General features: G+C 30.2%; 18 protein-coding genes. 5 read left to right on the top strand and 13 right to left on the bottom strand.

Going from position 1 to position 23,386, the window contains the following annotated elements:
* The first annotated feature begins 5 nt into the window (after window positions 1–5).
* Both Q0352_RS00590 and Q0352_RS00585 read left to right on the top strand, forming a co-directional pair.
* Complete coding sequence (locus Q0352_RS00590) at window positions 6–254, top strand: hypothetical protein (RefSeq protein WP_299521956.1); 249 nt, start codon at window positions 6–8, stop codon at window positions 252–254.
* Window positions 255–293: 39 nt separating this feature from the next.
* The gene (locus Q0352_RS00585) at window positions 294–935 is read left to right on the top strand and encodes an O-methyltransferase (protein ID WP_299521953.1); all 642 of its coding nucleotides are present in this window, start codon (window positions 294–296) and stop codon (window positions 933–935) included.
* A gap of 2 nt (window positions 936–937) precedes the next feature.
* Here Q0352_RS00585 and Q0352_RS00580 read toward each other — a convergent pair whose 3' ends face one another.
* The 4 genes from Q0352_RS00580 to Q0352_RS00565 all read right to left on the bottom strand — a co-directional run bounded on the left by Q0352_RS00580 (window position 938) and on the right by Q0352_RS00565 (window position 3,514).
* Complete coding sequence (locus Q0352_RS00580) at window positions 938–1,498, bottom strand: phosphatase PAP2 family protein (RefSeq protein ID WP_299521950.1); 561 nt, start codon at window positions 1,496–1,498, stop codon at window positions 938–940.
* A 2-nt stretch (window positions 1,499–1,500) separates the two neighbouring features.
* A complete protein-coding gene (locus Q0352_RS00575; RefSeq protein WP_299521947.1) occupies window positions 1,501–1,818 on the bottom strand; it encodes a twin-arginine translocase TatA/TatE family subunit in 318 nt (105 codons plus the stop codon).
* A 163-nt stretch (window positions 1,819–1,981) separates the two neighbouring features.
* Window positions 1,982–2,698 carry a 3'-5' exonuclease gene (locus tag Q0352_RS00570; RefSeq protein WP_299521944.1) on the bottom strand — a complete coding sequence of 239 codons (717 nt, stop codon included), beginning with the start codon at window positions 2,696–2,698 and terminating at the stop codon, window positions 1,982–1,984.
* Window positions 2,699–2,722: 24 nt separating this feature from the next.
* Window positions 2,723–3,514: a T9SS type A sorting domain-containing protein gene (locus Q0352_RS00565; RefSeq protein WP_299521941.1), complete on the bottom strand. Its 792-nt coding sequence runs from the start codon at window positions 3,512–3,514 to the stop codon at window positions 2,723–2,725.
* Window positions 3,515–3,762: 248 nt separating this feature from the next.
* On the opposite strand from Q0352_RS00565, the gene Q0352_RS00560 reads away from it, so the two are divergent.
* Complete coding sequence (locus Q0352_RS00560) at window positions 3,763–4,464, top strand: response regulator transcription factor (protein WP_299521938.1); 702 nt, start codon at window positions 3,763–3,765, stop codon at window positions 4,462–4,464.
* Window positions 4,454–5,503, top strand: coding sequence for an ATP-binding protein (locus Q0352_RS00555; protein WP_299521935.1), 1,050 nt, complete (start codon window positions 4,454–4,456; stop codon window positions 5,501–5,503). The genes Q0352_RS00560 and Q0352_RS00555 overlap by 11 nt, the downstream gene beginning before the upstream one ends.
* On the opposite strand, the gene Q0352_RS00550 is transcribed toward Q0352_RS00555, so the two are convergent.
* From Q0352_RS00550 to Q0352_RS00525, 6 genes are all read right to left on the bottom strand, one after another.
* On the bottom strand, window positions 5,471–6,394 hold the full coding sequence (locus tag Q0352_RS00550; RefSeq protein WP_299521932.1) for a glycosyltransferase: 924 nt from the start codon (window positions 6,392–6,394) through the stop codon (window positions 5,471–5,473). The genes Q0352_RS00555 and Q0352_RS00550 overlap by 33 nt on opposite strands.
* Before the next feature lie 123 nt (window positions 6,395–6,517).
* The gene (gene purD, locus Q0352_RS00545; RefSeq protein WP_299521929.1) at window positions 6,518–7,789 is read right to left on the bottom strand and encodes a phosphoribosylamine--glycine ligase; all 1,272 of its coding nucleotides are present in this window, start codon (window positions 7,787–7,789) and stop codon (window positions 6,518–6,520) included.
* 55 nt (window positions 7,790–7,844) lie between these two features.
* On the bottom strand, window positions 7,845–9,533 hold the full coding sequence (locus Q0352_RS00540; RefSeq protein WP_299521926.1) for a hypothetical protein: 1,689 nt from the start codon (window positions 9,531–9,533) through the stop codon (window positions 7,845–7,847).
* A 72-nt stretch (window positions 9,534–9,605) separates the two neighbouring features.
* Entirely contained in the window at window positions 9,606–11,246 is a 1,641-nt protein-coding gene (locus tag Q0352_RS00535) for a S41 family peptidase (RefSeq protein WP_299521923.1), read from the bottom strand.
* Window positions 11,233–11,619, bottom strand: a complete 387-nt coding sequence (gene rnpA / locus Q0352_RS00530) for a ribonuclease P protein component (protein WP_299521920.1) — start codon at window positions 11,617–11,619, stop codon at window positions 11,233–11,235. The genes Q0352_RS00535 and rnpA overlap by 14 nt, the downstream gene beginning before the upstream one ends.
* A gap of 31 nt (window positions 11,620–11,650) precedes the next feature.
* On the bottom strand, window positions 11,651–12,010 hold the full coding sequence (locus tag Q0352_RS00525) for a four helix bundle protein (protein WP_299521917.1): 360 nt from the start codon (window positions 12,008–12,010) through the stop codon (window positions 11,651–11,653).
* Between the two features lie 156 nt (window positions 12,011–12,166).
* On the opposite strand from Q0352_RS00525, the gene Q0352_RS00520 reads away from it, so the two are divergent.
* On the top strand, window positions 12,167–13,345 hold the full coding sequence (locus tag Q0352_RS00520) for an acyl-CoA dehydrogenase family protein (protein WP_299521914.1): 1,179 nt from the start codon (window positions 12,167–12,169) through the stop codon (window positions 13,343–13,345).
* A gap of 448 nt (window positions 13,346–13,793) precedes the next feature.
* On the opposite strand, the gene Q0352_RS00515 is transcribed toward Q0352_RS00520, so the two are convergent.
* The 3 genes from Q0352_RS00515 to Q0352_RS00505 form a co-directional block, all read right to left on the bottom strand.
* Entirely contained in the window at window positions 13,794–16,346 is a 2,553-nt protein-coding gene (locus Q0352_RS00515; protein ID WP_299521911.1) for a M14 family zinc carboxypeptidase, read from the bottom strand.
* 25 nt (window positions 16,347–16,371) lie between these two features.
* Window positions 16,372–21,948, bottom strand: a complete 5,577-nt coding sequence (locus Q0352_RS00510) for a choice-of-anchor D domain-containing protein (protein WP_299521908.1) — start codon at window positions 21,946–21,948, stop codon at window positions 16,372–16,374.
* Between the two features lie 130 nt (window positions 21,949–22,078).
* Window positions 22,079–23,005 carry a T9SS type A sorting domain-containing protein gene (locus tag Q0352_RS00505; RefSeq protein ID WP_299521905.1) on the bottom strand — a complete coding sequence of 309 codons (927 nt, stop codon included), beginning with the start codon at window positions 23,003–23,005 and terminating at the stop codon, window positions 22,079–22,081.
* Window positions 23,006–23,386 lie beyond the last annotated feature (381 nt).

Below are 23,386 nucleotides of genomic sequence, written 5' to 3'. Positions count from 1 at the left end.
AAAAAATGAAAATAAGCTGCGACGAAGCAACAAAAATTTGTGATAAAAGTCAATACAGAGAAGCTTCATTATGGGAAAAAATTAAATTGAATTTTCACTTATTTTTATGTAAAAAGTGTGGGCTTTATTCAAAACAAAATGGAATATTATCGAAGTGTTATGAAATTCATAAAGATTCTGAAAGTAGAAAAAAACACTGTTTAACAGAAGAAGATAAAAAACATTTAGAACAAGAGTTGAAGGCTAGAATATAAAACTCTGCAATTAATATTTAACAATCCTTTTTTTTTAAAATGAATTTTTTACCAGATAATATTAACAAATACGTTGTAGATCATTCTCAAAAAGAACCAGAACTATTACTGCAATTAAATAAGGAAACTTGGCAAAAAGTACTAAATCCGCGAATGCTAAGTGGTGCTTTTCAGGGCCGTATTTTATCTATGATTTCTAAATTAATACAGCCAAATAACATTTTAGAAATTGGAACTTATACAGGTTATTCTGCCTTGTGTTTGGCTGAAGGAATGAAAAAAAACGGTTTACTTTATACCATTGATAAAAATGAAGAATTGGAAGATTTCGCTAAAAAATATTTTAACAAATCAAATTACCAAAATCAAATAAAACAGTTCGTTGGAAATGCGTTAGACATTATCCCAACATTAAATGAAAAATTTGATTTGGTTTTTATTGATGCAGATAAATCAAATTACGGTAATTATTTCAACTTAATAATTGACAAAATGAACCCTGGAGGTGTTATTTTATCAGATAATGTATTGTGGAGTGGTAAAGTTGTTGAAGAAATTAATCCTAAAGATATAGACACAAAAGCATTAATTAAATACAATAAGTTATTAAATTCTGATGATAGAATTGAAACCGTATTGTTACCAATTAGAGATGGATTAACTATAAGTAGAGTAAAATAATATTAGCGTTTTAAAACTGAAACCCCTATTATTTTATAAAAAACCAAAGCAACTAAATAGCCTAAAAGCATTCCAAATAATATATCAATTGGAAAATGAACGGCTAAATAAATTCTACTGTAAGCAAATAATATTGGAAATAAAAAAAGTATATAAGCGTATTTATAATGCTTTTTCAAAAGCCAAAATAGGATAAATATAATAGTAAAAGAAACTGTTGAATGTCCTGATACAAAGCTAAAATCATTTTGCTCAGTTAACACTCTAATAGAATTATTTATAGAAATGTCGTTAATAGGTCTAAGTCTTTGAATATTATTTTTAATAATAGTTACAATCAATAAAGAAATAACGCCGCTTAAAGATGTAATTAAAGAAATAACGATGGTTTTTTTTAATCCAAATGACTTATATCCTAAATAAAAAAACAGAAAAATTAAAGGAATCCAATGAATTGGATTTGTAATAAAAAGCCAAAAACCATCCCAAGTTATAGACCCTTTAGCATGTAAAAAAAGTAGTAATTGTTTGTCGTAGCTAATAAGTGAATTAAGAAAATCCAAGATTATTTATTTCTTTTTACTGGCCCGGTGATATCATCAATAATAGTATCTTTTATTTTTTTAACAGGTCTGCTAAAGTCATCCAAATTATCTTTTACTCTATTTATCTCTTTCCTAACATTTTTAGCAATATCTATATCAATGTCATTTTCTTTAGCGCTATTACTAATTTCTCGCTTAATATCATTAGTGGCATCTTTAACTTGGCGCATACCTTTCCCTAATCCACGAGCAATTTCAGGTAATTTATCAGCACCAAATAACATAACTACAATAAGTAGAATTACAAATATTTCAGCCCCACTAATAAATAGATACATAATAAATTATTTAGGCTACAAAGATAGTTAAAATATAATTTCAAAATTTGAGAAGTTATAAGTTCTTGCAACATTGTTTAAAATATTGAATACTGAACTGAAAAAAAATAAATAACACTTGATTTATAAACAGTTACATTAAACATAGCATCAAATCAAAATTTTAAACATATACGATATTTAATGCTTCTATGAGTGGTTCATTATTAAAACGCAATAATAATTGAGCAACAGCAATGGTGTCTTTTTCACAATATTTTACAATGCGATCTATATTTTTTTCTTTGTAAAAAACAGCGCCAACTTCACTCCCATCAATATCATCTTTTGGAGATGGAATTCCTAAAATAGTTGTCAGTAATTTTAAGGAAGAAAAATGTTTGTAGTCCCCAAATTTCCATAATTCCATAGTGTCTATATGAGGAATTTCCCAAGGTTTTTTTCCAAATAAATTTAATTTTTCAGGCAATTCAATTTGATGGATTATCATTCGTCTAGCTATATATGGGAAATCAAATTCTTTACCATTATGACCGCATAAAACATGTGGTGTTTTATTGAAATGGGTATTTAACAATCTTTTAAAGTCTTCTAATAATTTCACCTCATCACCAAAAAAAGAAGTCACTCTATAAGTTCTGTCTTTTGAATCAAAATTCGTAAAATAACCTACCGAGATACACACTATTTTGCCAAATTCAGCCCAAATCCCCGCACGATCGTAAAACTCTTCAGGAGAAAAATCTTCTTTTCGTTGGTACTGTGTTTTTTGAGCGAATAATTCTTGTTTGTATTCAGGCAAATCACTAAAATTTTCAGTTTCTGGTACCGTTTCAATATCTAAAAAAAGGATGTTTTCAAAATTAATTTTAATATTCATAATCAAATTTTATTTAGGGTTAAACTATTTAATTATCAATTTACGAGCTGCAATTTTATCCTCTTCTTCAACTCTAACCATATAGATTCCTGAATTTAACTTAGAAACGTCAATTGTTTCATTAGCATTTACATATTCGCTATAAATACAGTTGCCCATCATTGAATAAATTTCAAGCTTTTTATCTAAGTTACTGCTTGAACTCATAAATAATTTACCGTTTGAAATTGGATTTGGGTATAGTGAAAACCCTTCTATTTGGTTTTTAACAATTGATAAGGTTTGATTGGCATTTAACATCCCTGGCGAAGCTGTAACTGGACCAACCCAACTAAAATCAGCATAATTTGAACCTGAACCTATTAATTGTAGTGAATAACCTATTGGTGTTGTTTCGGATTCTGAGACACCTATGTCTACTGAAGTCATACCAACAGCCGGTCCATCAGTAGCCGTAATAACACCTCCATAACTTAAAAATTGAATTACTGCATTTGTATTATCAACTAAAGCCAATCCATCAAGTAAACCATTTTGAATACCTGTCTTTGCAAACCATAGTGTACCTATATTATTTTGCTGGTTTGGAATAATTCCTGATAAATGGAGTATTGTTTCATAAATTCCTCCGCCAGAGCCATTATAAAGTCTTACTTCATAACCGGCTAATTCAGTACCCGCTGGTCCACAAATTTCAACACCTTCATCAGTATCTCCTCCAGAATTAGCATAATGAATTTCATTTATAAAAATAGTTTGGGCATTTAAAAATACAGTCACACAAAATGCAACCCAAAATAGGTAGTTCTTTTTCATACAATTTTTTTTAAGTTAATCTTTTTCTTTTCACTATAAAATTAGAGAATTGTTGTGTGAAAAAATAATTTTTTATGTTTAAATTCTATAAAAGACTGATTTTCTCATAAATTACAGTTCAAATTAACATACTGTAAGGTTAATGTTAGCTTAATGTTATAATTTTAGATACATTTACTTGTAATGATTTGTACTCTAAATTTATCATTACTTTTGTGTATTGTTTGTTGTTAAACAAGTATCAAAATATGGAAAATAAAGACATTAAAATATTATTAGTTGATGATGAACCAGATATTTTAGAAATTGTTGGTTACAATTTAAAAAATGAAGGTTTTAAAATTTTCACTGCAAAAAATGGTATTGAAGCTGTTGAAATTGCAAAAAAAGTAATTCCTCACCTAATTATTTTAGACATTATGATGCCCGAAATGGATGGTATTGAGGCTTGTGAAAAAATAAGAGCTACAAATGGGTTAGAAAATGTTTTGATAACATTTTTTACTGCTAGAGGGGAAGATTATTCTCAAGTTGCTGGATTTGATGTAGGAGCAGATGATTATATCACAAAACCCATAAAACCAAAATTACTAGTCAGTAAAATTAAAGCTTTATTAAGACGTATAAAAGTTTATGATGAAACAACTTCTTCTTCAGATAAAGTAACTATTGGTGAAATTGTTATTGACCGTGAAGAATATGTGGTTATAAAAGAGGGTATTAAACTTTCCTTACCACGAAAAGAATTTGAATTACTTTCATTATTAGCTTCAAAACCTGGTAAAGTTTTTAAACGAGATGATATTTTAGATTTGGTTTGGGGTAATGAAGTTATTGTAGGTGGCAGAACTATTGATGTTCACATACGTAAATTACGTGAAAAAATTGGTGACGATTATTTTAAAACAGTCAAAGGTGTAGGTTATAAATTTGTAATTGATGAAGATTAAAAAAACATTTATTTTTGCTTTTTGGACCTCATTTTATATTACCTCTATAACATCTTTTGCTTTATTTTTAGAAGCTTATTTCTTTTTCGATATAACATTTAAGGTTAGCCATATTCTTCTTTTTATAAGTATCATTTTTATATTTACTTTTATAATTTCTCAATTTAGACTTGAAAGATTTATTTACCAGCGTATAAAAAAAATACATGATAGTGTATCTTTATTAGGTTCTACTAATTTTAATAAAACTTCCATAACATCCGATATTGATATGCTCTCTAAGGAAGTTGAAAATTTTGCAAAAAATAAACAACAACAAATAAAAAAATTAAAATTACAGGAGAGTTATCGTAGAGATTTTTTAGGAAATGTTTCACACGAACTTAAAACACCTTTATTTACCGTTCAAGGCTATTTATTAACATTAGCTGATGGTGCCATGAATGATAAAATGATTCGTGGGAAATATCTGGAACGAGCCAACAAGGGCGTTGAAAGATTGATTGCAATTGTGAAGGATTTAGACTTAATTTCTAAATTAGAATCTGCCGATTTAAATTTAAATAAACAACCTTTTAATATTATAGAACTTATTCAAGGTGTGTTTGATTTGCTTGAAATGAAAGCGAAAAAACGAAATATTTCATTATCACTTAACAAGCATTATGAATACCCAATAATGGTTATTGGTGATATTGAACGCATTGAACAAGTATTAATCAACTTTCTAGTTAATTCTATAAAATATGGTAAAATTGGAGGTTCAACTGTTATACGTGTAGAGAATTTTAAGAAAGATGAAATTATTGTTAAAATTATTGATAATGGTGAAGGAATTAAAGAAGAACATATACCGAGATTGTTTGAACGTTTCTATAGGGTTGACCAAAGTAGATCTAGAGAGCAAGGAGGATCAGGTTTAGGGTTGTCTATTGTTAAACATATTATTGAAGCTCATGACCAACAAATTTTTGTTAAAAGTGAATTGAAAAAAGGTTCTGAATTTTCATTTACGCTTGAAAAGGCTGAAATAATCTAAATTAAAGTCGGCTTTATTTACTTTAAATCCTGAAAAATTAGTCAATATATCTAAATCAGTTGCTTTAAAATTTTGCTGAGTTGCAAAAGGAGCGATTAATTTTTCACTTAATATTTCAGCTAAATATTCTTGTTCAAATTGACCTGGAGTTGGAATAAAAAAAGCTTTTTTACCTAGAACTGCCAAATCCATAATTGTTGAATATCCTGATCTCGCTAGCACTATTTCACTTTGATTTATTGCAATTTCCAAATCTGTTGAAGCTAAAAAATCTATGATTTTAAAATTAGTGGCAGCAGTAATGTTAGTTTTATTAGATAAAACACCTCTTACAAATAAAATTTCACCGTTAAAACCCTTTAACTCAATTAATAATTTATTTTCTAATAAGGTTCGTTGAGGTTCTGGTCCTGAGAGAAGCACTAATAAATCATATTTAATTGCTGTGTATTGTTTTTTGAATCGGCTTAAAATTCCAAGATAATTAACTTTAAACTTAGCCTTGTTGATATGCCCTAACATTTCAGAAAAATTGGGCTCATTCTCAACATCAGGCACCCAACATTCATCAAATTTTTCAATTATTTTTTGATGAATTTTAGAAGTTAAGAAGGTCGTTTTTCCAGATAACACATTCAATTGATGCGTAATATAAACGGAAGGTACTTTTCTACTTAAAGCACCAAATCTATTATCCGAAATAATTCCTGCTAGATTTTCTTTTTCAGCAATTTGAGTAACAAATTTTTTTTCTTTTATTACTGCTAAAATTATTGATGGAACACTTAAAAATAGTTTGAATTTTAAATTTTTACCTTTTTTAGGATACTTGATATTATAGGAAGGAAGTACATAGCTTTTTAATAATGGAAACTCTTTTTGAAGTAACAATAAAGCATCTCCATCACTTGCAATAATTGGTTCAAAACCACCTTCTAATAAATAATTTATTATTGGAATACAGCGTGTTGCATGTCCTAATCCCCAGTTTAACGGAGCTACAAGAATTTTTTTTTACAAGTCAAAACCAATATCTTTTCTAAAATTCATTCTATCAAAACTTATTTTTTCGATATTTTGATAAGACTGTTTTAAGGCTTGCTTAAAATCACTCCCATAAGAAGTAACAGCAATTACTCTACCCCCATTAGTCACAATTTCGTTATTCAATAAAGTTGTACCTGCGTGAAACGGAATGGAGTTTTCAACAGTATCAAGTCCATTAATTACTTTCCCTTTTTCGTAATCTTCAGGATAACCTCCTGAAACTAACATTACGGTACAAGCACTTTCATCTTTAAATTCAATGGTTTTAGTATGTAACTCTTTTTTACTTGTAGCAATTAACAATTCCAAGAAATCACTCTTTATTAAAGGAATAACAACCTCCGTTTCAGGATCTCCCATGCGGCAATTATATTCAATTACTTTAATTTCATTTTTCACCATAATTAATCCAATGAAAATAAAACCTACATAAGGAATATTGTCTTTTTGTAAGCCATCAACTGTAGGTTTTATAACTTGTGCGTCTATCCTTTCCATTAATTCACTGGTTAAAAATGGTACTGGTGAAACTGCTCCCATTCCTCCTGTATTCAACCCTTTATCTCCTTCTCCAATTCGTTTATAGTCTTTTGCACTTGGTAATGTTACATAACTTTTACCATCGGTTAAAACAAAACAGCTTAGCTCTATTCCATCTAAAAATTCTTCAATCACAACTTTACTACTTGCCTCACCAAATTTTTTGTTTGTTAACATATCTGTTAACTCATCTTTGGCTTCTTGTAAATCAGTTAAAATTAACACACCTTTCCCTGCTGCTAATCCATCTGCTTTTAAAACATACGGTGGTTGCAACGTTTCTAAAAACTGATAACCTTCTTCTAAATTTTTAGTTGTAAAGCTTTTATATGCGGCCGTTGGAATGTTATGACGAACCATAAATTCTTTGGCAAATTCTTTACTTCCTTCTAATTGTGCTGCATACTTTTGTGGTCCAATTACAGCTACATTTTTTAAGTCAATATCATTTAAAAAGAAATCATGAACGCCTTTTACTAAAGGGTCTTCTGGGCCAACAACAACTAATTCAATCTTATTTTGTAAAATTGTTTGTTTTAAAGCATTAAAATCGGTTGGATTTATATTTAAATTTGTTCCAAATTGCATAGTTCCTGCATTACCAGGGGCTATAAATAATTGATTTAATAAGTTACTTTGTGCTATTTTCCAAGCAAATGCATGCTCTCTTCCTCCTGATCCTAAAATTAGTACGTTCATTTGTTTATTTTCTTCAAATTCATTATTTATTGCACAAAAACTTTTGTTCAAAATGTTAAAATATTTGCTCTAAAATTTTTTGAGTTATTACATATGTTGGCAATACACCTGTAGTTCCTAAACCACCAGATGCTAATGTACTACCCGTTTCTAGTGGATTATCCGAAGCATAATATGCATAACGAACCTTTACTTTATTTGATATATTTCCTCTAATTTTTGCCGCTGCTTGTATGGCTTTTTGGTAATGAGCTCCTTCCATTTCTAATCCTGTAACTTTCCAAGTAGAATCATGAAAAAAGCCTAGGATATCTTTATTTTGAAGTGATGTTCCTAAAACAGTAACCATAGCACCGGTGTAAACATCAACCCCACAACCATCAAACATTCTTTTCTTCAATTGATTTTTAAAAGGGTAATTATCTGCTGTACCTTCAAAAATATGAGATGAAGGAATCATAATATCTCCTTTCCCTCCTTCTAAAATACCTGCTTTTCCCATAATTGAAATAGATTCAACATTTAGATGATGCTTTTTGTCTTTATTATCCACATATGGTTTTAAAAGTTCATCCATAGTTTCATAAGCTTGCTCCCCAAAAGCATAATCCATTACAATTATTACTGGCTTTTCATCATTATTTAAGCTGTTTTCTATTGAATATTGAGTTTTACTCATATCAATTTTTTCAGTATCAATAACCTGAACATTTATATTGGTTCCTGATGTATCTTTAATATAGGTTAATCCATTTTCAGCAGCATATTCCATTACTTGCTTACGTAAATCTTCATTATCATCATTACTTAACAACTCAAATAGTGAAATGATATCATTATCTTTAATTTGTTGTGGCAAAACAATTGGAGCGTAAATAGAATTCATGACACTATGCATATTTGCACTAATAATATGAATTGGGCGATTTAATAATTCTTGTTTCTTTAAAACATCTTTAATGTTGTTTGCCCAAATTTCACCATAAATATGATGTCCAATTCGCTCTCGTAACACTGGGCTAAAGGTAATGGCTCTTTTTAAACTATTCAGTTTCTCATTTATGGCTATTTGACCTAACCAATAAATAATTTGAAAAAAACGATCTGGGTTTTTTACTTCACCTAAAATTGCATGAGCACTTTGCGTTTCTTCAAAAGTCCTTCCTAAAACACTTGCCATATGAGCCAACATAATATCTCTATCATCTCTAGTTAACTTTCTGTTATGCAATACCGTATCTTCTAATTTTTTCCATTCTCTTATGGTTTCTCCTTGATCATCAACTAAAACTCTATTGGCAATTTTATGAGATTCTATAAATAAAAATGTTAAGTGAGTTAAAATGTCATAGATTTCTGATCGACCACGAGTCACTTCAATATTCATTTGATCCTTGTCTATTCTAAAACAATTCCTTCTACGTTTAGTTGGAATAATTGGTTTAAAATGTGAGTTTGAATATCCTTCATCTGCCGTTAAATTCACATATCTACATTCTTCAATTCCAGCAGGTAAACGTTCAATTACATAAATTAAACCATTTAATTCTACTTTTTCTTCAGCTATGGATCCATAAATTTCAGGGCGAAGTACTAATAAAGCTTCGCGTAAAGCGTCTCCAGATATTCCCATAGGTTTGTAAAAACCCCTAGTAAATAAATGGCGCATTGAAATGTATAAACGCTCTATGGCTTTTGACGATTCCTGAGCGCGTGTTCTATGTTTTATTTTTGTGTGTGACATACTTAATATTTGGGTATCAAAGATACAACTTATCTATTTATTTGTGTATTTGTTCTATATTGAAACGTTCAATTATTCCTTTTTAAAAATTGAAATATATGCTTCATTGTTGTTTAAAATTGACATTGCTTTAATAATATTTGTGTCAAATGAAGCTTTTTGCATATAAACGCCTTCATCATAATAATAACGTTTTACTATTTCTTCGGTTAATTTATGAAGTATTTCTTCTTTATTTTTATCTAGCTCTTTTAATTTTTCTGATTGAATTTTATCTAAAAGTTCTGTAAATGTATTGTTTAAACTTCCATCTAAATTTTCTGAAATAGCTTTTTGTTTTGCTTTTTTAAAAATAGCTTCTGTTTTAGTTTCAAAAGCATCATTATTTTTAGTTAAATATTTTTTAAGTAAATTAAAATCAGCATCATTTAATTCAAATTTTGAAGGTTCTACTATTGTTGTATTTTCATAAAAATAATTAGTTACATAATTAAAAAACGCTTCAGAATTTAGCAAGTTTTCTGTAGTTTCTGTTGTGGTTGGTTTTTCAATTTCAATATCTGGGAAAATACCTCCACCGCCATAAACGGTTCTTCCTATTTCGGTTTTATAGGTTTCTCTACCTGCATCAGAAAATTTTGGAATATTACCTTTAGCATCTCTATTGGTATAATCTAGTTCCTGAATGCATCTTCCGCTTGGCGTATAATATTTAGAAATGGTAATTTTCATTTGAGTGCCATAAGAAAGTTCTCTGTAGCGTTGCACCAAACCTTTTCCAAATGAACGCTCTCCAATAATAACGCCTCTATCATAATCTTGTAAAGAACCTGCTAAAATTTCAGAGGCTGAGGCTGAACGATTATTAACAAGAATTACCACAGGTATTTCTAAATCTAAAGGTTCATCTTGTGTACTAAATGTTTCACTCCATTTTTCAATTTTAGCCTTGGTAGTTACTACAATTTTATTTTTTGGAATAAAAAAATTAGTAATTTTTACGGCCTCCATTAATAAACCTCCAGGGTTGCTTCTTACATCAATTATTAATTTTTTCATTCCATCTTCCTTTAGCTCTAAAAAGGCTTTTTTTACTTCGGAAGCTGCTTTTTCATTAAATTTTGTAAATGAAATATACCCAACCTCTGCATCTAACATGGTGTAATAAGGCACCGGATTTACTTCAATTTTTTTACGTGTGAGCTCTAAATCTATCTTTTTATTTTGACGTTCAATTTGAAGTTTTATGTTGGTATTTGGTAATCCGTTTAATAAAGCTAAAACACCTTTTTCATCATAATCCTTTACAACAACATCGTTTATTTTTAAAATTTTATCTCCCGGTTTCATTCCTTCTTTTTCAGCAGGAGAATCTTTTAATAGTTCGCGAATAATTAACATATTATTTTTATACTGGGCAATTGCTCCAATTCCGCCATACTCACCAGTTTGTTCAATTCGTGCATCTTCAACTCCTTGTTCATCATAGTAACGCGTATAGGGGTCTAGGTTTTCAAGCATGTGATTTACTGCATTATTGGTGAGTTTTGCAGGATTTACCTCATCAATATAATACATGTTTAATTCTTTAAACAACGTAGTGTATATGTCAATTTGTTTTGCAATTTCAAAAAAATCAGATTGAAATCCTACAGAAACCAATAAAGAAATTGCTACAAAAATTCCTATAAATAGTTTTTTAATTTTGCTCATCTTCTTTAATTTTAATTAAAAATTTATCACAAACTTTTTTAACAGAAAGCTCTAAGTCGTCATATTTTGTTTCTTCATTTGTCATATAAATTAACATGAAAATATACTTTTCGTTTATATTTTCTGAAAATAGCTGCTTATTTTTACGGTAAACTTCACGCATCATTCTTTTAATTCTATTTCTATTTACAGCTAATTTTACAGCACGTTTAGGAACTGTAAATCCAACTTTTATAGGGAATTCTGAATAATGTTCCTTTTTTAAATAAATTAACTGAAGAGGAAACGATTTTACACGATTTCCTTCAGCAAATAATTGTTGAATTACTTTTTTACTTTTTAATTTTTCTTCTATTCCTAAGGTAAATCTCATGTTTTTAAATAGTGCCTAAAAATTTAATTGCCTAAAGTTTTAATTTTTTCCCTATTGCAGTGAAAATAGCTAGAATTTCAATAGCTTCTGCTAATATTAATTGAGTTTTCTGAGAGTCAATCCAGTTTAAATCAATTATAATCTCCAACCAATACACTGTTTCACTTGCTTCACTTTCACAAATCTTTATTTTATTTCTAAAATCCGCTTTACTTCTTGATCTATTAGCTTCTCTATAATTAGCACCAATACTTGTACCTGATTTTGTAATCTGATTCTTTAAAACCTTTGCTTCAGGCGAGTTAGATAGTGAGGTTGATAAATTAATAATTCTAATTGCAAATTTCTTGGTTCTACTTTCTAACTGTTTACTAAATTCTTTATTATCCATTAAAATTAAGACTTTTAAATAATTTTAGGCACTTTTCACTAGCTTACTTTAAGTACTTAAATTAGTTGTACAAATGTACTGAATAAAAGATTTTAAAAATTAATTTCTAAAAAGACTTTAATTAGTAAATTTGTATTTAACAAAACTAAAAAATCAATGTCACAAGATTTATTTCAAGCTCCGGATTATTATCAATTAGATGAATTATTAACCGAAGAAAATATATTAGTGCGTGATGCTGCACGTGATTGGGTAAAACGTGAAGTTTCCCCAATTATTGAAGAAGCTGCACAACAAGCAAAATTTCCTACATCCATAGTAAAAGGCTTGGCTGAAATAGGTGCTTTTGGACCTTATATTCCTGAAGAATATGGTGGTGCAGGATTAGACCAAATGAGTTACGGATTAATTATGCAAGAAATTGAAAGAGGTGATTCAGGTGTTAGATCAACGGCTTCTGTTCAATCTTCATTAGTCATGTACCCAATTTGGAAATACGGAAATGAAGAACAACGAAAAAAATACTTACCAAAATTAGCCAGTGGTGAATTTTTAGGTTGTTTTGGATTAACAGAACCCGATCACGGATCAAATCCAGGTGCAATGGTGACCAATATTAAAGATATGGGAGGTTACTTTTTGTTAAATGGTGCAAAAATGTGGATTTCAAATGCCCCTTTTGCTGACATTGCAGTTGTTTGGGCAAAAAATGAAGAAGGACGTATTAAAGGATTAATTGTTGAACGTGGTATGAAAGGGTTTACAACTCCAGAAACACATAATAAATGGTCTTTAAGAGCTTCTGCAACTGGTGAATTAATATTTGATAATGTAAAAATTCCAAAGGAAAATATTTTACCTAATAAAGATGGTTTAGGTGCGCCACTTGGCTGTTTAGATTCTGCTCGTTATGGAATTGCTTGGGGAGCTATTGGTGCAGCCATGGATTGTTATGATACTGCTTTGCGTTATTCAAAAGAGCGTATGCAGTTTGGAAAACCTATTGGCGCTTTTCAACTTCAGCAAAAAAAACTAGCTGAAATGATTACTGAAATTACAAAGGCTCAGTTGCTAACTTGGCGTTTAGGAACATTGAGAAATGACGATAAGGCAACCACCGCTCAAATTTCGATGGCAAAACGTAATAATGTTGATATGGCAATACATATTGCAAGAGAAGCACGACAAATTTTAGGTGCTATGGGAATTACTGGTGAATATTCTATTATGCGCCATATGATGAATTTAGAAAGTGTTATTACCTACGAAGGAACACACGATATTCATTTGTTAATTACAGGATTTGATATTACTGGCTTGCCTGCTTTTAAGTAATAATATCTAACAATAAAATTATAAACGGTCATTCTATGTAAAATTGAGGGTGACCGTTTTTTTTAGTCATGCCACATTTGATATGGTAGGTGTTTATTACGAGTTTTGTTTCCTGAGATTCCCAGCCAAGCTGAGAATGATGATTTTTAAGACTATTTATTAATATGTAATTTAGTTGGTAGTTTACTATTTTAAAGGAGTATTCTAAATTTTATATATTAGTTTACACTTATTAATAAGTAGTTTACAATTATTGCTTATTAAATATGGAAAAAGGTCTAGACGTTTTATTAATAACGTCTAGATGTTTTGTGTATAACATCTAGACCTTTTCTTTCACCTGCTAAGCAGTTTGAGTAAACTAATAAGAAGTTTTAGCCATTTAATAAGAGCATAAAAAAGAGACTTCATATTTGAAGTCTCTTTTAGTCTATAGGTTGTTTACTTATTATTCAATAATTATCTTTTTTGTGGCTTTCCCTAAATTGGTACTTACTGTTACAAAGTATATACCCGATTTTATAGCTGAGGTATTTACCGTATGTGTATTACTATAATTTGAATTTACCTTATTTTCATATACTTTTTGCCCAAGTACATTAGAAATTCTAATATTATAATCTGTAATTTCTCTTGGCATTTGAAGTTTTAGTTCACCATTTTTAACAGGATTTGGATACAAGTTAAAAGTGCTTAAAATTTCATCGTCAATGCCAAGGGTTTTATCTACAATATTCACGGTATAGTCCTCTACCTCACCATAAGTAAAAGAATCACAAGAGTTTGGAGGACTTTGGTTAGGACTACTATAGTATTTTAAAGAAACTCTCATACGTGTTAAACCATAAACAGCAGATGTTGGAATAGTAAAACTTCCTATTACTGGTCTGTCTTTTGAAGATGTTTTTGACCAAACTTGTTCACCCGAATCATTAAAATCTCCATCTTGATTATAGTCTATCCAAATACTATATGCCTCATTATATTTTGTTCCAGTAGTATTTGCCCAAATTGGCATGATTGATGTATTTACAATTTCACCCTTATCTACATTTAATGCTAAATTTGTTAAATCTGAATACCCAGTTGCAGAACTAACCATATCAATATCGCCAATTTTTACGAGACCAATATATTCATCATCGGAAATAGATCCTTGAGATGTGCAATAGTTGGTTGTTATAGTATTAAACGTCTCAATAGCACTCCAACTTGTTGTTGTTCCACTGCAAGTAGCTGTCACTTGAAACTCATACGTTGATGTTGCTGTTAATCCAGTTAAACTTTTTAAATTTGTAGTTGTTGTTGTAGTTGTCCATGAGGATGCTCCAACTTTTCTATATCTAATATTGTATAGACTGGCGTTTTTAATATTATCCCAAGATATTGTTGCGGATGTCGTTTTTAATGAATATGCCGTTAAGTTTGACGGCGATGATACCGTTGATAAGGGTGTTAATGAAACATCTGGCAAAACAATTGTTTGAGAATCCGTAATTGTTTGGTTTCTTAAAATATATGGCATATAACAATCCGCTTCATACATAATATCATAGGTGCCTGCTTTAATTGGTCTATAATAATCTCCCAAAGGTAATTCAGTTTCTACCCATGAGCCATTAGTGTCATGATTAAGAATACTAATTTTGGCCTTAATAGGTAGACTCGTATTTACATCTTTTACAACACCCTGAAAACCATACGTGCCTTGAATTAAATATTCAATAAATGCTTCCTTATTATAGTTCCATAAATCCAAAATATCATAAGATCCTGATGGGCTTGCTGGTGGTAATTTAGTATTTGATATTTCAAATGTAATTTCTTTTGTATGCCTTTCATAATTCATATAATCTTGTCGGCCACCATTAATAATGTACCAGTCTGCACCATGTGTAATACCTAAATAAGAATTAAATGTATTATCATAGGTCATATAAGAAACTGATCCTGAACTAGTATGTGTATTAGCAGCATAATCTGTACTAACCAATTGCATCCAAGTATCATCTGCATGTCTATCATAGGTGTAATCCCAAGGATAATTGACAACCTCTTCACCTCCGTGAAAATTTCCAGCAATCACAAAATGTGTTGATTCTGCCAATTCCATAAATTTAGTAGTCTCATATTGATACGCTTTTCCATCCGGATGTAAAGTTCCGTCTGGTACAGGGTAATTTCTATTCATATCAACGCCATATGCATTTCCTCTTATTGCAGAACTAACACTTGTATTAGATGTTCTATAAGTTCCATCTGGATTTGCTAATGGGTTAATCCATACTTCTGAATTATCTAACAAATTTTTAACTCTGGTATGATCAGAATCTCCTGTGTTATTGTAGGCTGTAATGAAATGATCAATTAAATTCAACATACTAGGGTATCCAGCAATTTCATCTCCATGAATTGAAGATGTAAACATAACTCTTGGTTCTTTCTCTCTTACATTCACATTATCTGAAAGCACTATAGACAATAATTTATGTGCACCTCCTGAATAACCAGAACTTCCGGAACCTGAGGTAGTTCCAATAGTTACCAATCTAGCTATCGTATTATTGGCAGCTACAAAATCCGTCATTTGTTGTACATATTGCGCATAGGTTGGGTACACAACTAACGGAAAGGATAAGGTATAATCTGCGTTTTTAGCGTCAACACTCTGTTTTTTGTGAATTTTAGGGTTGAACATTTCAACATTTTTTGGCTCATTTAAAGCTTTATCAATAGTAAATGGCAAATTAAATTTAAGAAAAATTTCAAAATCATCTTTATTTGCAATTGCTTTAATTGTAAATGGGGAATTTCTATTTTGACCATGGTCAAATGAAACAATATTTGCTAATTGTTGAATTTCATCAATAGTATTTGCTGTAAAAGAAAATACTAGTTCACCTCTTTCTTTTAAATATTTGTCTGCTAATTCTTTATGGTTTTGAGCACTTATAAAATTTGCACTAAACAATATTAAAATTAATAGTAGTTTTGTTTTCATTAGGGGTTATTTTTTAAGTTAATTATTACTCAATAATCATTTTTTTTGTAATTACACCTGCAGTAGTATTTACTCGTACAATATAAACTCCCGTAGCAATTTGTAGTGGCAATGAAATAAATCGTTCATCAGTGTTTATGCTCCAGGTTTTTACTTGTTGGCCTAAATAATTAAATAAGGTAACACCTTGTATTTCTGTATCTACAATTCTATTTAATTGTAATTCTGAAATGGTATTATTCATAAAAACATGAACTCCTTCAATTAAAGTAACTTCCTCAAAAGTTTTAATACGTGGTTGAAATGCGAGTACAAATCTTTCTTGATATTCTCCCGCTTCTAAATTAATTTCAAAAACCTGGTTGGTAATATCATAGGTTTCACCTGTTAGCTTATCTTTTATATAAATTTTAGTGTTTTCATCAATATTTTCCAGCGCATCAATCATAATACGAATAGTACCACCTTCTTTAGTTTCTATTCCCAATGGAATTTCTTTATCTAAACTAATTGCATTGGTTGCTTGTATCACATATTTCTTAGCGTCAAGTATCCAATACATATCATCATTCACAATATTATAGATTTCTGAATCATATCCCCAATCTACATTGTCAGATGCTTTTTCATCAATAGTTAATAGTAATTGACGATGGTTAATTTTAGGTGCTTCAAAACCTATTCTAAATTTAGATCTTAAATCAGTTTTATTAGCGGTTACTATTTTCGATTTTGCACTACTACTTTTCATAAATACAGAAACTCCTGTAGCTTCTTTTTCAAAAGTACGTTGTCCATTGTTAAATTCAATAATTCCTCCTGGTTCTCCTACTACATAAAAACTTTGACCAACTGCTATATATTGACCTGGTATTTTTGGCGAAACTGGTGCTGTTTGATTTACATCTGACTGTGGTGATGCCCCTTGAACTGCTCCTGAAAAATTATATGTGGCATAACCTCCTTGATAATCTCTTAAATTATGACTATCTCCTCCATAATGTTCCCAAAAATAAATTTCTCCTCTTATTGAATTTCTTCCACCTGGTAATGGGCTATTATCTATTAAAAATTGATTTGCATCTAATGCCGAAGGATACGGATTTCCCACTAAATAACTATACGTAGGGGCAACCGTTAATGTAATAGTACCATTATTAGGTTTCCCTTCAAACACATAATTTTGCTGCGCAGTTTCAGGAATATCAGGATCTCCTGCCCCTTTCATTATAAATCCTTCTCCTGCATATAACGCTCCTGTATTTCCAATATGCTCCCAAGCGCTATAAGTTCCTTCTGGATGATTTGCATATTTATACATCCAATAGGTACTTAAAGTAAGTGGACTTATTGAACCATCATAACCACCCGTATAATTCAATGCTGCCGGTGAATTAGGAATAGTTCCATCTCTTAATACATCAGCTATTGAAAAAGATGTTCCTGCAATTGGGTTACCATCTACTGTACTTGATGCGTTTCCTGCTCCTTGTCTTAGTACAGGTGAAGACCAGTAATTATATCTATATCGGTTAAATTCACCTTGCTGATCACGTTCTAAATAACCTGTACTCGCTGCATCAAAATCACTATCTATTGTCTGTATTAATTGTGATTCTCCATCTAAATCTAATACCCCATCTAAGCGTAAATAATGGGAAATTTCTAAACTATTATCTGAATTTATAGAAAATTCATTACTGTTCACCTTTAGACCTAAAACCTTCACACCTCTTGTTGTATTAACATTGTTGTTGGTTTCAACAATATTCCAATCTATACTAGTAATACCATCAATACCTAAAGAGTTAGGAATTACAATTTCTGAACTGTTAGCCCAAGTTGAAGTTAAATCCCAGTTAGAACTTGCTGTTGAAACATATGGTAATGGCGCAGATTGATTATCTATAATATCTTTTCCTATTGTCAAATATTTTATACGTACCCAATTGTTATTGTTTGAACCATCTTCAACCGTAGTACCATAAAAACTATTTATATTATGATACGTCTGAACATTATTCCAAGGAATTGAACTCACTGTATTTAATGTAGTTGTTTGTGGTAAAATTTCACCATTCACATTAGTAGAAACATCTACAATTTCTTGATTCATTATATATTGAATTTGGTTTTGTGCTAATGCACTGTCCCAAATTCTAATTTCATCAATATCTCCATTAAATGGTGTTGTAATATTATTTTTATCAATATAAACAACTCCTATTGCAAATCTATCTGTTGTATTTGCCGGAGCAACTGAACTAGCAGTAGTATCCAAAACACCATCAATATAAATTAGCAAATTACTTCCATTATTTGTTACTGCAACATGATGCCATTTAGCATCTTTAATTATTTCAACCGAAGTTGCTCTTAACGTATTGTTTGTATAAACTTCAACATTTCCTGATCCTTTTAATTTAAAATCATAGGCTAATCCTTTTGAAACATAAGTTCCTCCAGCTCCCAAATTTCTAACCCAAGCTGAAACCGTAAAATTCGAATTTAAATGAACTGCATTTTCTCCCACTAAAAAATCTCCAGTAGTGAATTCAACATTAAATTTTCCCGTAATTTTTGAAGCAACGCCAAAAGTGAAAAATCTTGTATTATCAAAATCGTACCACGTTTCATAGTTAGAACCATTTGCCTTTAATGGAATAATATCTACAATATCATTTGAACCAAAAACAGGAGTAGAAGAAACTACCAGCGCATATTCTTCAGTACTTGATATTGCCGGTAAAAAAGTATTTGGGATTGATACTTTTACATCTAAAATATCATTTGATGCTGTTGGTCTGCTTTCAACAATTTTCCAACGTCTATCAAATAATGTAGTTACAGAAGTAGTTGAAGCACCTAAATTTACAGAAAGCACGTCTGATCCTGATAATGCTGCATTGTTATGTCCCCAAACCAAATAATCTTTGTTGGTTGAAAAATTATTTGAATTTGCAGAATTTGTTGTTGCAATATCTCCATGGCCTATAGTTACAACGCTTGTTGAGTTTATACTTTTAGACTGTTTTTGATTTAATTCTGAAGCGTCATCTCTTCCAATACCTGCAATATCATAATTAAAACCTGCATTTGCAGTGTAATTCCAAATTACGGTACCATCAGAATTAACGTAGTTTTTTGTAGTTCCTACACCAGCATCTGCCAAAGTAATACCATATTTTATTGCTAAATAACTTTCTATTTTATTACGTTCACTTGTATCATTTTTACGAGTTGAATAGGTAATAACTTCGGCTACTCTACCTTCAAAACTTGCTCTATATCCTTGACTTCTTCCAATCCAAAAACGAGTATCTTCTATATTTATAAATTGTGGTACTCCAACTTCTTCACTTTCTATATTTTTTCCGTTATAATAAAGTTCCGAACCATCAATTGGCGCACTAGTATTATCCCTAACATTTAATATGGCTATTCCACTATATGAAGAGGAAGCATTTGTATCAGCAATACCATAACCTCTATCATTTGCAGGATTTGAGGTGTTGCTGGTCGTTCCAATCGCATACGTTATTGACTCTGTATCAAATCTTTGAGTATAACTTCCATAACCAATTCCGGTACCATCATCCTCACTGGAAACTACTAATGGAGAGTCACCACAAAATAAATCCATACTTGCATATGTATTATTTATCACATCATCAGGAATTGCAACAATAAAAATTTCTTGAGAGTAAAAACCTGAAGTTCCTTCTAAATATTCTTGTGGAGTGTAGGCATAATTGTATTCCTCAGGGGCATTTGTTCTATCATTATTAAATGATATTACAGGGTTAAAATTAACATTATTAGTTGTGTTATCATAAAAAGTAGGTTCTTGCCCTGCACTATTAACTGTTGCATTAGAACCTCTAGCCTGTGTTTGCCAAAGCGAAACACCCGTTCCATCACTATTACCTAAACCATCTGTAGATTTTAACCATAATGCCAATTTACTAGTTACCCCTCCAGGACCTTCTGTAAGAGGAACCGCTCCGTTTCCAGAAATTGTAAAAGTATATGGGTCTTCATTTGAATCATCATTAGTAATGGTTACAACATCAGTAAATGTTCCTAAAGCCACTGGTGAAAAAGTAATTACAAATGTAGTGGAAGTCCCTGTTGTTAATACTGTAGCCGATGGTTGCGTTGTTACTTTAAATAAAGTATTAGTTGTTAAAGTTACCGTTCCTCCAATTGTTAAATCTGATGCTCCAGTATTTTCAATAGTAAAAGTACGTGTAAATGAAGTACCTGTATCTATATCTCCAAAATTAGTATAATCACCCGATGAAGTTAAAGTTTCACCATCCGTAATAGAAGTTCCATTTCCTAAAACGTTAATTTCAGCCCCACAAATACCACCCGAAACATTAAAACTAACTGTTCTTCCTGATATAGTTGCCCCTCCATAAAAAGCATCATCATTATTTATAACATTTACACCTGATGATGAAATTGTAATATTGTCAGCTCCATTCCAACCATCTCCATAAGTATCATACATTATAAAGTAATAATTATTTAAATCTTCCAAACAACCTAAATTAACAGTTGTTGAATAAGAGCTATCTCCACTTCCTGATGTATCTATAATTGTACTTATCAATGATCCTGAAGGAGAATAAATTTCAACTGTATTTTCTGATGACCAATTTGGCCAATTTACAGAAACAATAACCTCGGAATTGGTAGTTGTTGTTCCAACACCTTCAACATTAAATGTATAAGGGTTCTCTCCTCCTGTTGTATCATTATTTGCAATTGAAATAGTAGTTGTTTTTGTTCCTACAGTAGTTGGATCAAAAGTTACTGTAAAAGTAATTGAGTTTCCTGCAGTAATTGTACCTGAAGTAGTTCCTGTAATTACAAAATCTGCTGTACCTCCTGTAACTGATGTTATTGTTAAATCTGAAGTACCATTATTTTCAATAGTAAATACATTTGCATTGTTTCCTGAAGCAACATCTATACTTCCAAAATCTGTATCATCAGTTGTTGATATAGCCGTATTACCATCCAAAATATCAATTAGTGGCGAACCTCCTTGAATATTTATTTCTGGACCTGTAACAAAACCTTCTACAAGAATACTATCAATAAAAAATCTATCCGATGAATTTCCAGAGTGACTAACTGTTGTAAATCTTAGTTGAGCATTTACAGGGAAAGAAGTTGGTGGATTATTTATAGTTGTTGTATTTAATAAATAATTATTCCCATTTGAGTAAGTTGCACCATCAATAATGTATGAAGCTAAAACTATCCAAGTAGTTCCATCATAAAATTCAACCATTATTTCATCTCCATCTTCCATTTGCTGAGGCCTAAAACTAAAAGAAAGAGTTAATGATGAATATAAATTTGTATTAAATACAGGAGATGTTGCTGTTTCCCCATTAATTATTCTTAAAGAATGGGATCCTTCAATTGTATTTCCATTACTAACATATCCCAATCCTCCTGAATTCCAAATTCCTGGTTGAGAATTAAAATTTTCAGATAAAATTGGTGTTTGTGAAAAAGTAGTGAAAGTCGCAAAAAATAATGCACAAAAAAGTATTATTCTTGAGGTTTGGGGCTTAAAATACATACATCATTAGTTTATAAGGGTATTGCAATATTAGTAAAACATTTTATGTTTTGCTAATATTGTAATACCTAATAGACAAAAAGTCGTTTATAAAGAATAAAATGCAATGTATTTTATATGAATAACTTAACTATATGTTTCTTATTACTATTCTCTTTGAAATATTCCCTATTTCTGTAGTTGCTTGTATAATGTATATTCCTTCTTTTACATTTAGTAAAAGGCTTACTTTTTCTAAGTTTAAATTACGATCCCACATTTGAGCTACTTGCCCCAATCTATTGTATAAAACAAGGTTATTAATTTTTACTAATTGATTATTTTTAATATTTAATGTATTGCTACCATTTGCAACATACATTAAAACTTGATCTTTTATTGATGCATTATTTGAGTTGTTATTCATTAAATTAAAATCAAATGGAGAATTGTTACTTTCATCATTATCTGCAGCATCTACATCCACAACTATAACATCGTCATTTAAAATAGTTTCGGCGCTTACAAAAGTAATAACGTATCTATTAAGATATTCTCCTGCAGGCAATGTTATTTGGTAATCAGCTTCTTCAATATTATAAATTAAATTTAGCTCCTTATCTTTTAAGTACACTTTAACCCCTTCAATAGGGTTTTCAAGTGCATCAATCCCAATGGTAATTAAACCTCCTTGGGTTGTAGTAATTCCTAATGGTATTTCTTTACCATTAAAAATACTATCTGTTGCTTGAATCACATATTTTTTACTGTCAATTACCCAAAACATATCATCATTTAATAATTGATATAATTGTGCGTCGTATCCCCAATCAACACCATCAGTTGTATTTCGGTCAATAGTTAATAATAGTTGACGATGATCTATTTGTGGTGCATTAAACCCAATTCTATATTTTGGTCTTAAATCATCTGAATCTGAAGTTTTATCAAATTCGTTATTGCCTAAGTAGGTAATTTTTGAATATTCTATCAAGTTTAAATCTAAATTATGATTTAAAGAATAGGTTGTTGCCGAAAAACAACAAATTAACACGAGTAAAGTAAGTGATTTTTTCATAACATTAAAGTTGTAAGATGTTAGTTAGAAAAAAAATTATTTTTATTTAAGATTGAATTGTCTTTTTTAATACTAAAGTAAATTTACGCATATAAAACGATAAAACACTCAAAAAAACAACTTATTTACCATTTGTTTACAAAAACGTACCATTTGTTGTTAAATCGTACTGTTTATTCAATATAAACGCATTTTAAAATTACACCAATTTACCATTTGTTTATAAAAACTTACCGTTTATTTGAAATAAATGATAAATTTTGATTTAAATTATAGTAAAAGTGATGTGTTTTAATCTTGTGTTTCACAAAAAATTGTAAAAATTATACAGTTTATTTTATAACAGAAGAGACATTTTGAAGCTATTATTTAAGTATTTTA

Origin of the sequence: uncultured Lutibacter sp., assembly GCF_937891065.1 — a bacterium.
GTDB lineage: Bacteria > Bacteroidota > Bacteroidia > Flavobacteriales > Flavobacteriaceae > Lutibacter.
The sequence above is the reverse complement of the archived record's forward strand: the minus strand, read 5'-3'. Positions and strand labels throughout refer to the sequence as shown.

Bases quoted from the DNA above. Each gene is read 5' to 3' on its own strand.
- Q0352_RS00590 (WP_299521956.1), top strand. From the start codon at position 6: ATGAAAATAAGCTGCGACGAAGCAACAAAAATTTGTGATAAAAGTCAA.
- Q0352_RS00585 (WP_299521953.1), top strand. From the start codon at position 294: ATGAATTTTTTACCAGATAATATTAACAAATACGTTGTAGATCATTCT.
- Q0352_RS00575 (WP_299521947.1), bottom strand. From the start codon at position 1,818: ATGTATCTATTTATTAGTGGGGCTGAAATATTTGTAATTCTACTTATT.
- Q0352_RS00570 (WP_299521944.1), bottom strand. From the start codon at position 2,698: ATGAATATTAAAATTAATTTTGAAAACATCCTTTTTTTAGATATTGAA.
- Q0352_RS00565 (WP_299521941.1), bottom strand. From the start codon at position 3,514: ATGAAAAAGAACTACCTATTTTGGGTTGCATTTTGTGTGACTGTATTT.
- Q0352_RS00560 (WP_299521938.1), top strand. From the start codon at position 3,763: ATGGAAAATAAAGACATTAAAATATTATTAGTTGATGATGAACCAGAT.
- Q0352_RS00555 (WP_299521935.1), top strand. From the start codon at position 4,454: ATGAAGATTAAAAAAACATTTATTTTTGCTTTTTGGACCTCATTTTAT.
- purD (WP_299521929.1), bottom strand. From the start codon at position 7,789: ATGAACGTACTAATTTTAGGATCAGGAGGAAGAGAGCATGCATTTGCT.
- Q0352_RS00540 (WP_299521926.1), bottom strand. From the start codon at position 9,533: ATGTCACACACAAAAATAAAACATAGAACACGCGCTCAGGAATCGTCA.
- Q0352_RS00535 (WP_299521923.1), bottom strand. From the start codon at position 11,246: ATGAGCAAAATTAAAAAACTATTTATAGGAATTTTTGTAGCAATTTCT.
- rnpA (WP_299521920.1), bottom strand. From the start codon at position 11,619: ATGAGATTTACCTTAGGAATAGAAGAAAAATTAAAAAGTAAAAAAGTA.
- Q0352_RS00525 (WP_299521917.1), bottom strand. From the start codon at position 12,010: ATGGATAATAAAGAATTTAGTAAACAGTTAGAAAGTAGAACCAAGAAA.
- Q0352_RS00520 (WP_299521914.1), top strand. From the start codon at position 12,167: ATGTCACAAGATTTATTTCAAGCTCCGGATTATTATCAATTAGATGAA.
- Q0352_RS00515 (WP_299521911.1), bottom strand. From the start codon at position 16,346: ATGAAAACAAAACTACTATTAATTTTAATATTGTTTAGTGCAAATTTT.
- Q0352_RS00510 (WP_299521908.1), bottom strand. From the start codon at position 21,948: ATGTATTTTAAGCCCCAAACCTCAAGAATAATACTTTTTTGTGCATTA.
- Q0352_RS00505 (WP_299521905.1), bottom strand. From the start codon at position 23,005: ATGAAAAAATCACTTACTTTACTCGTGTTAATTTGTTGTTTTTCGGCA.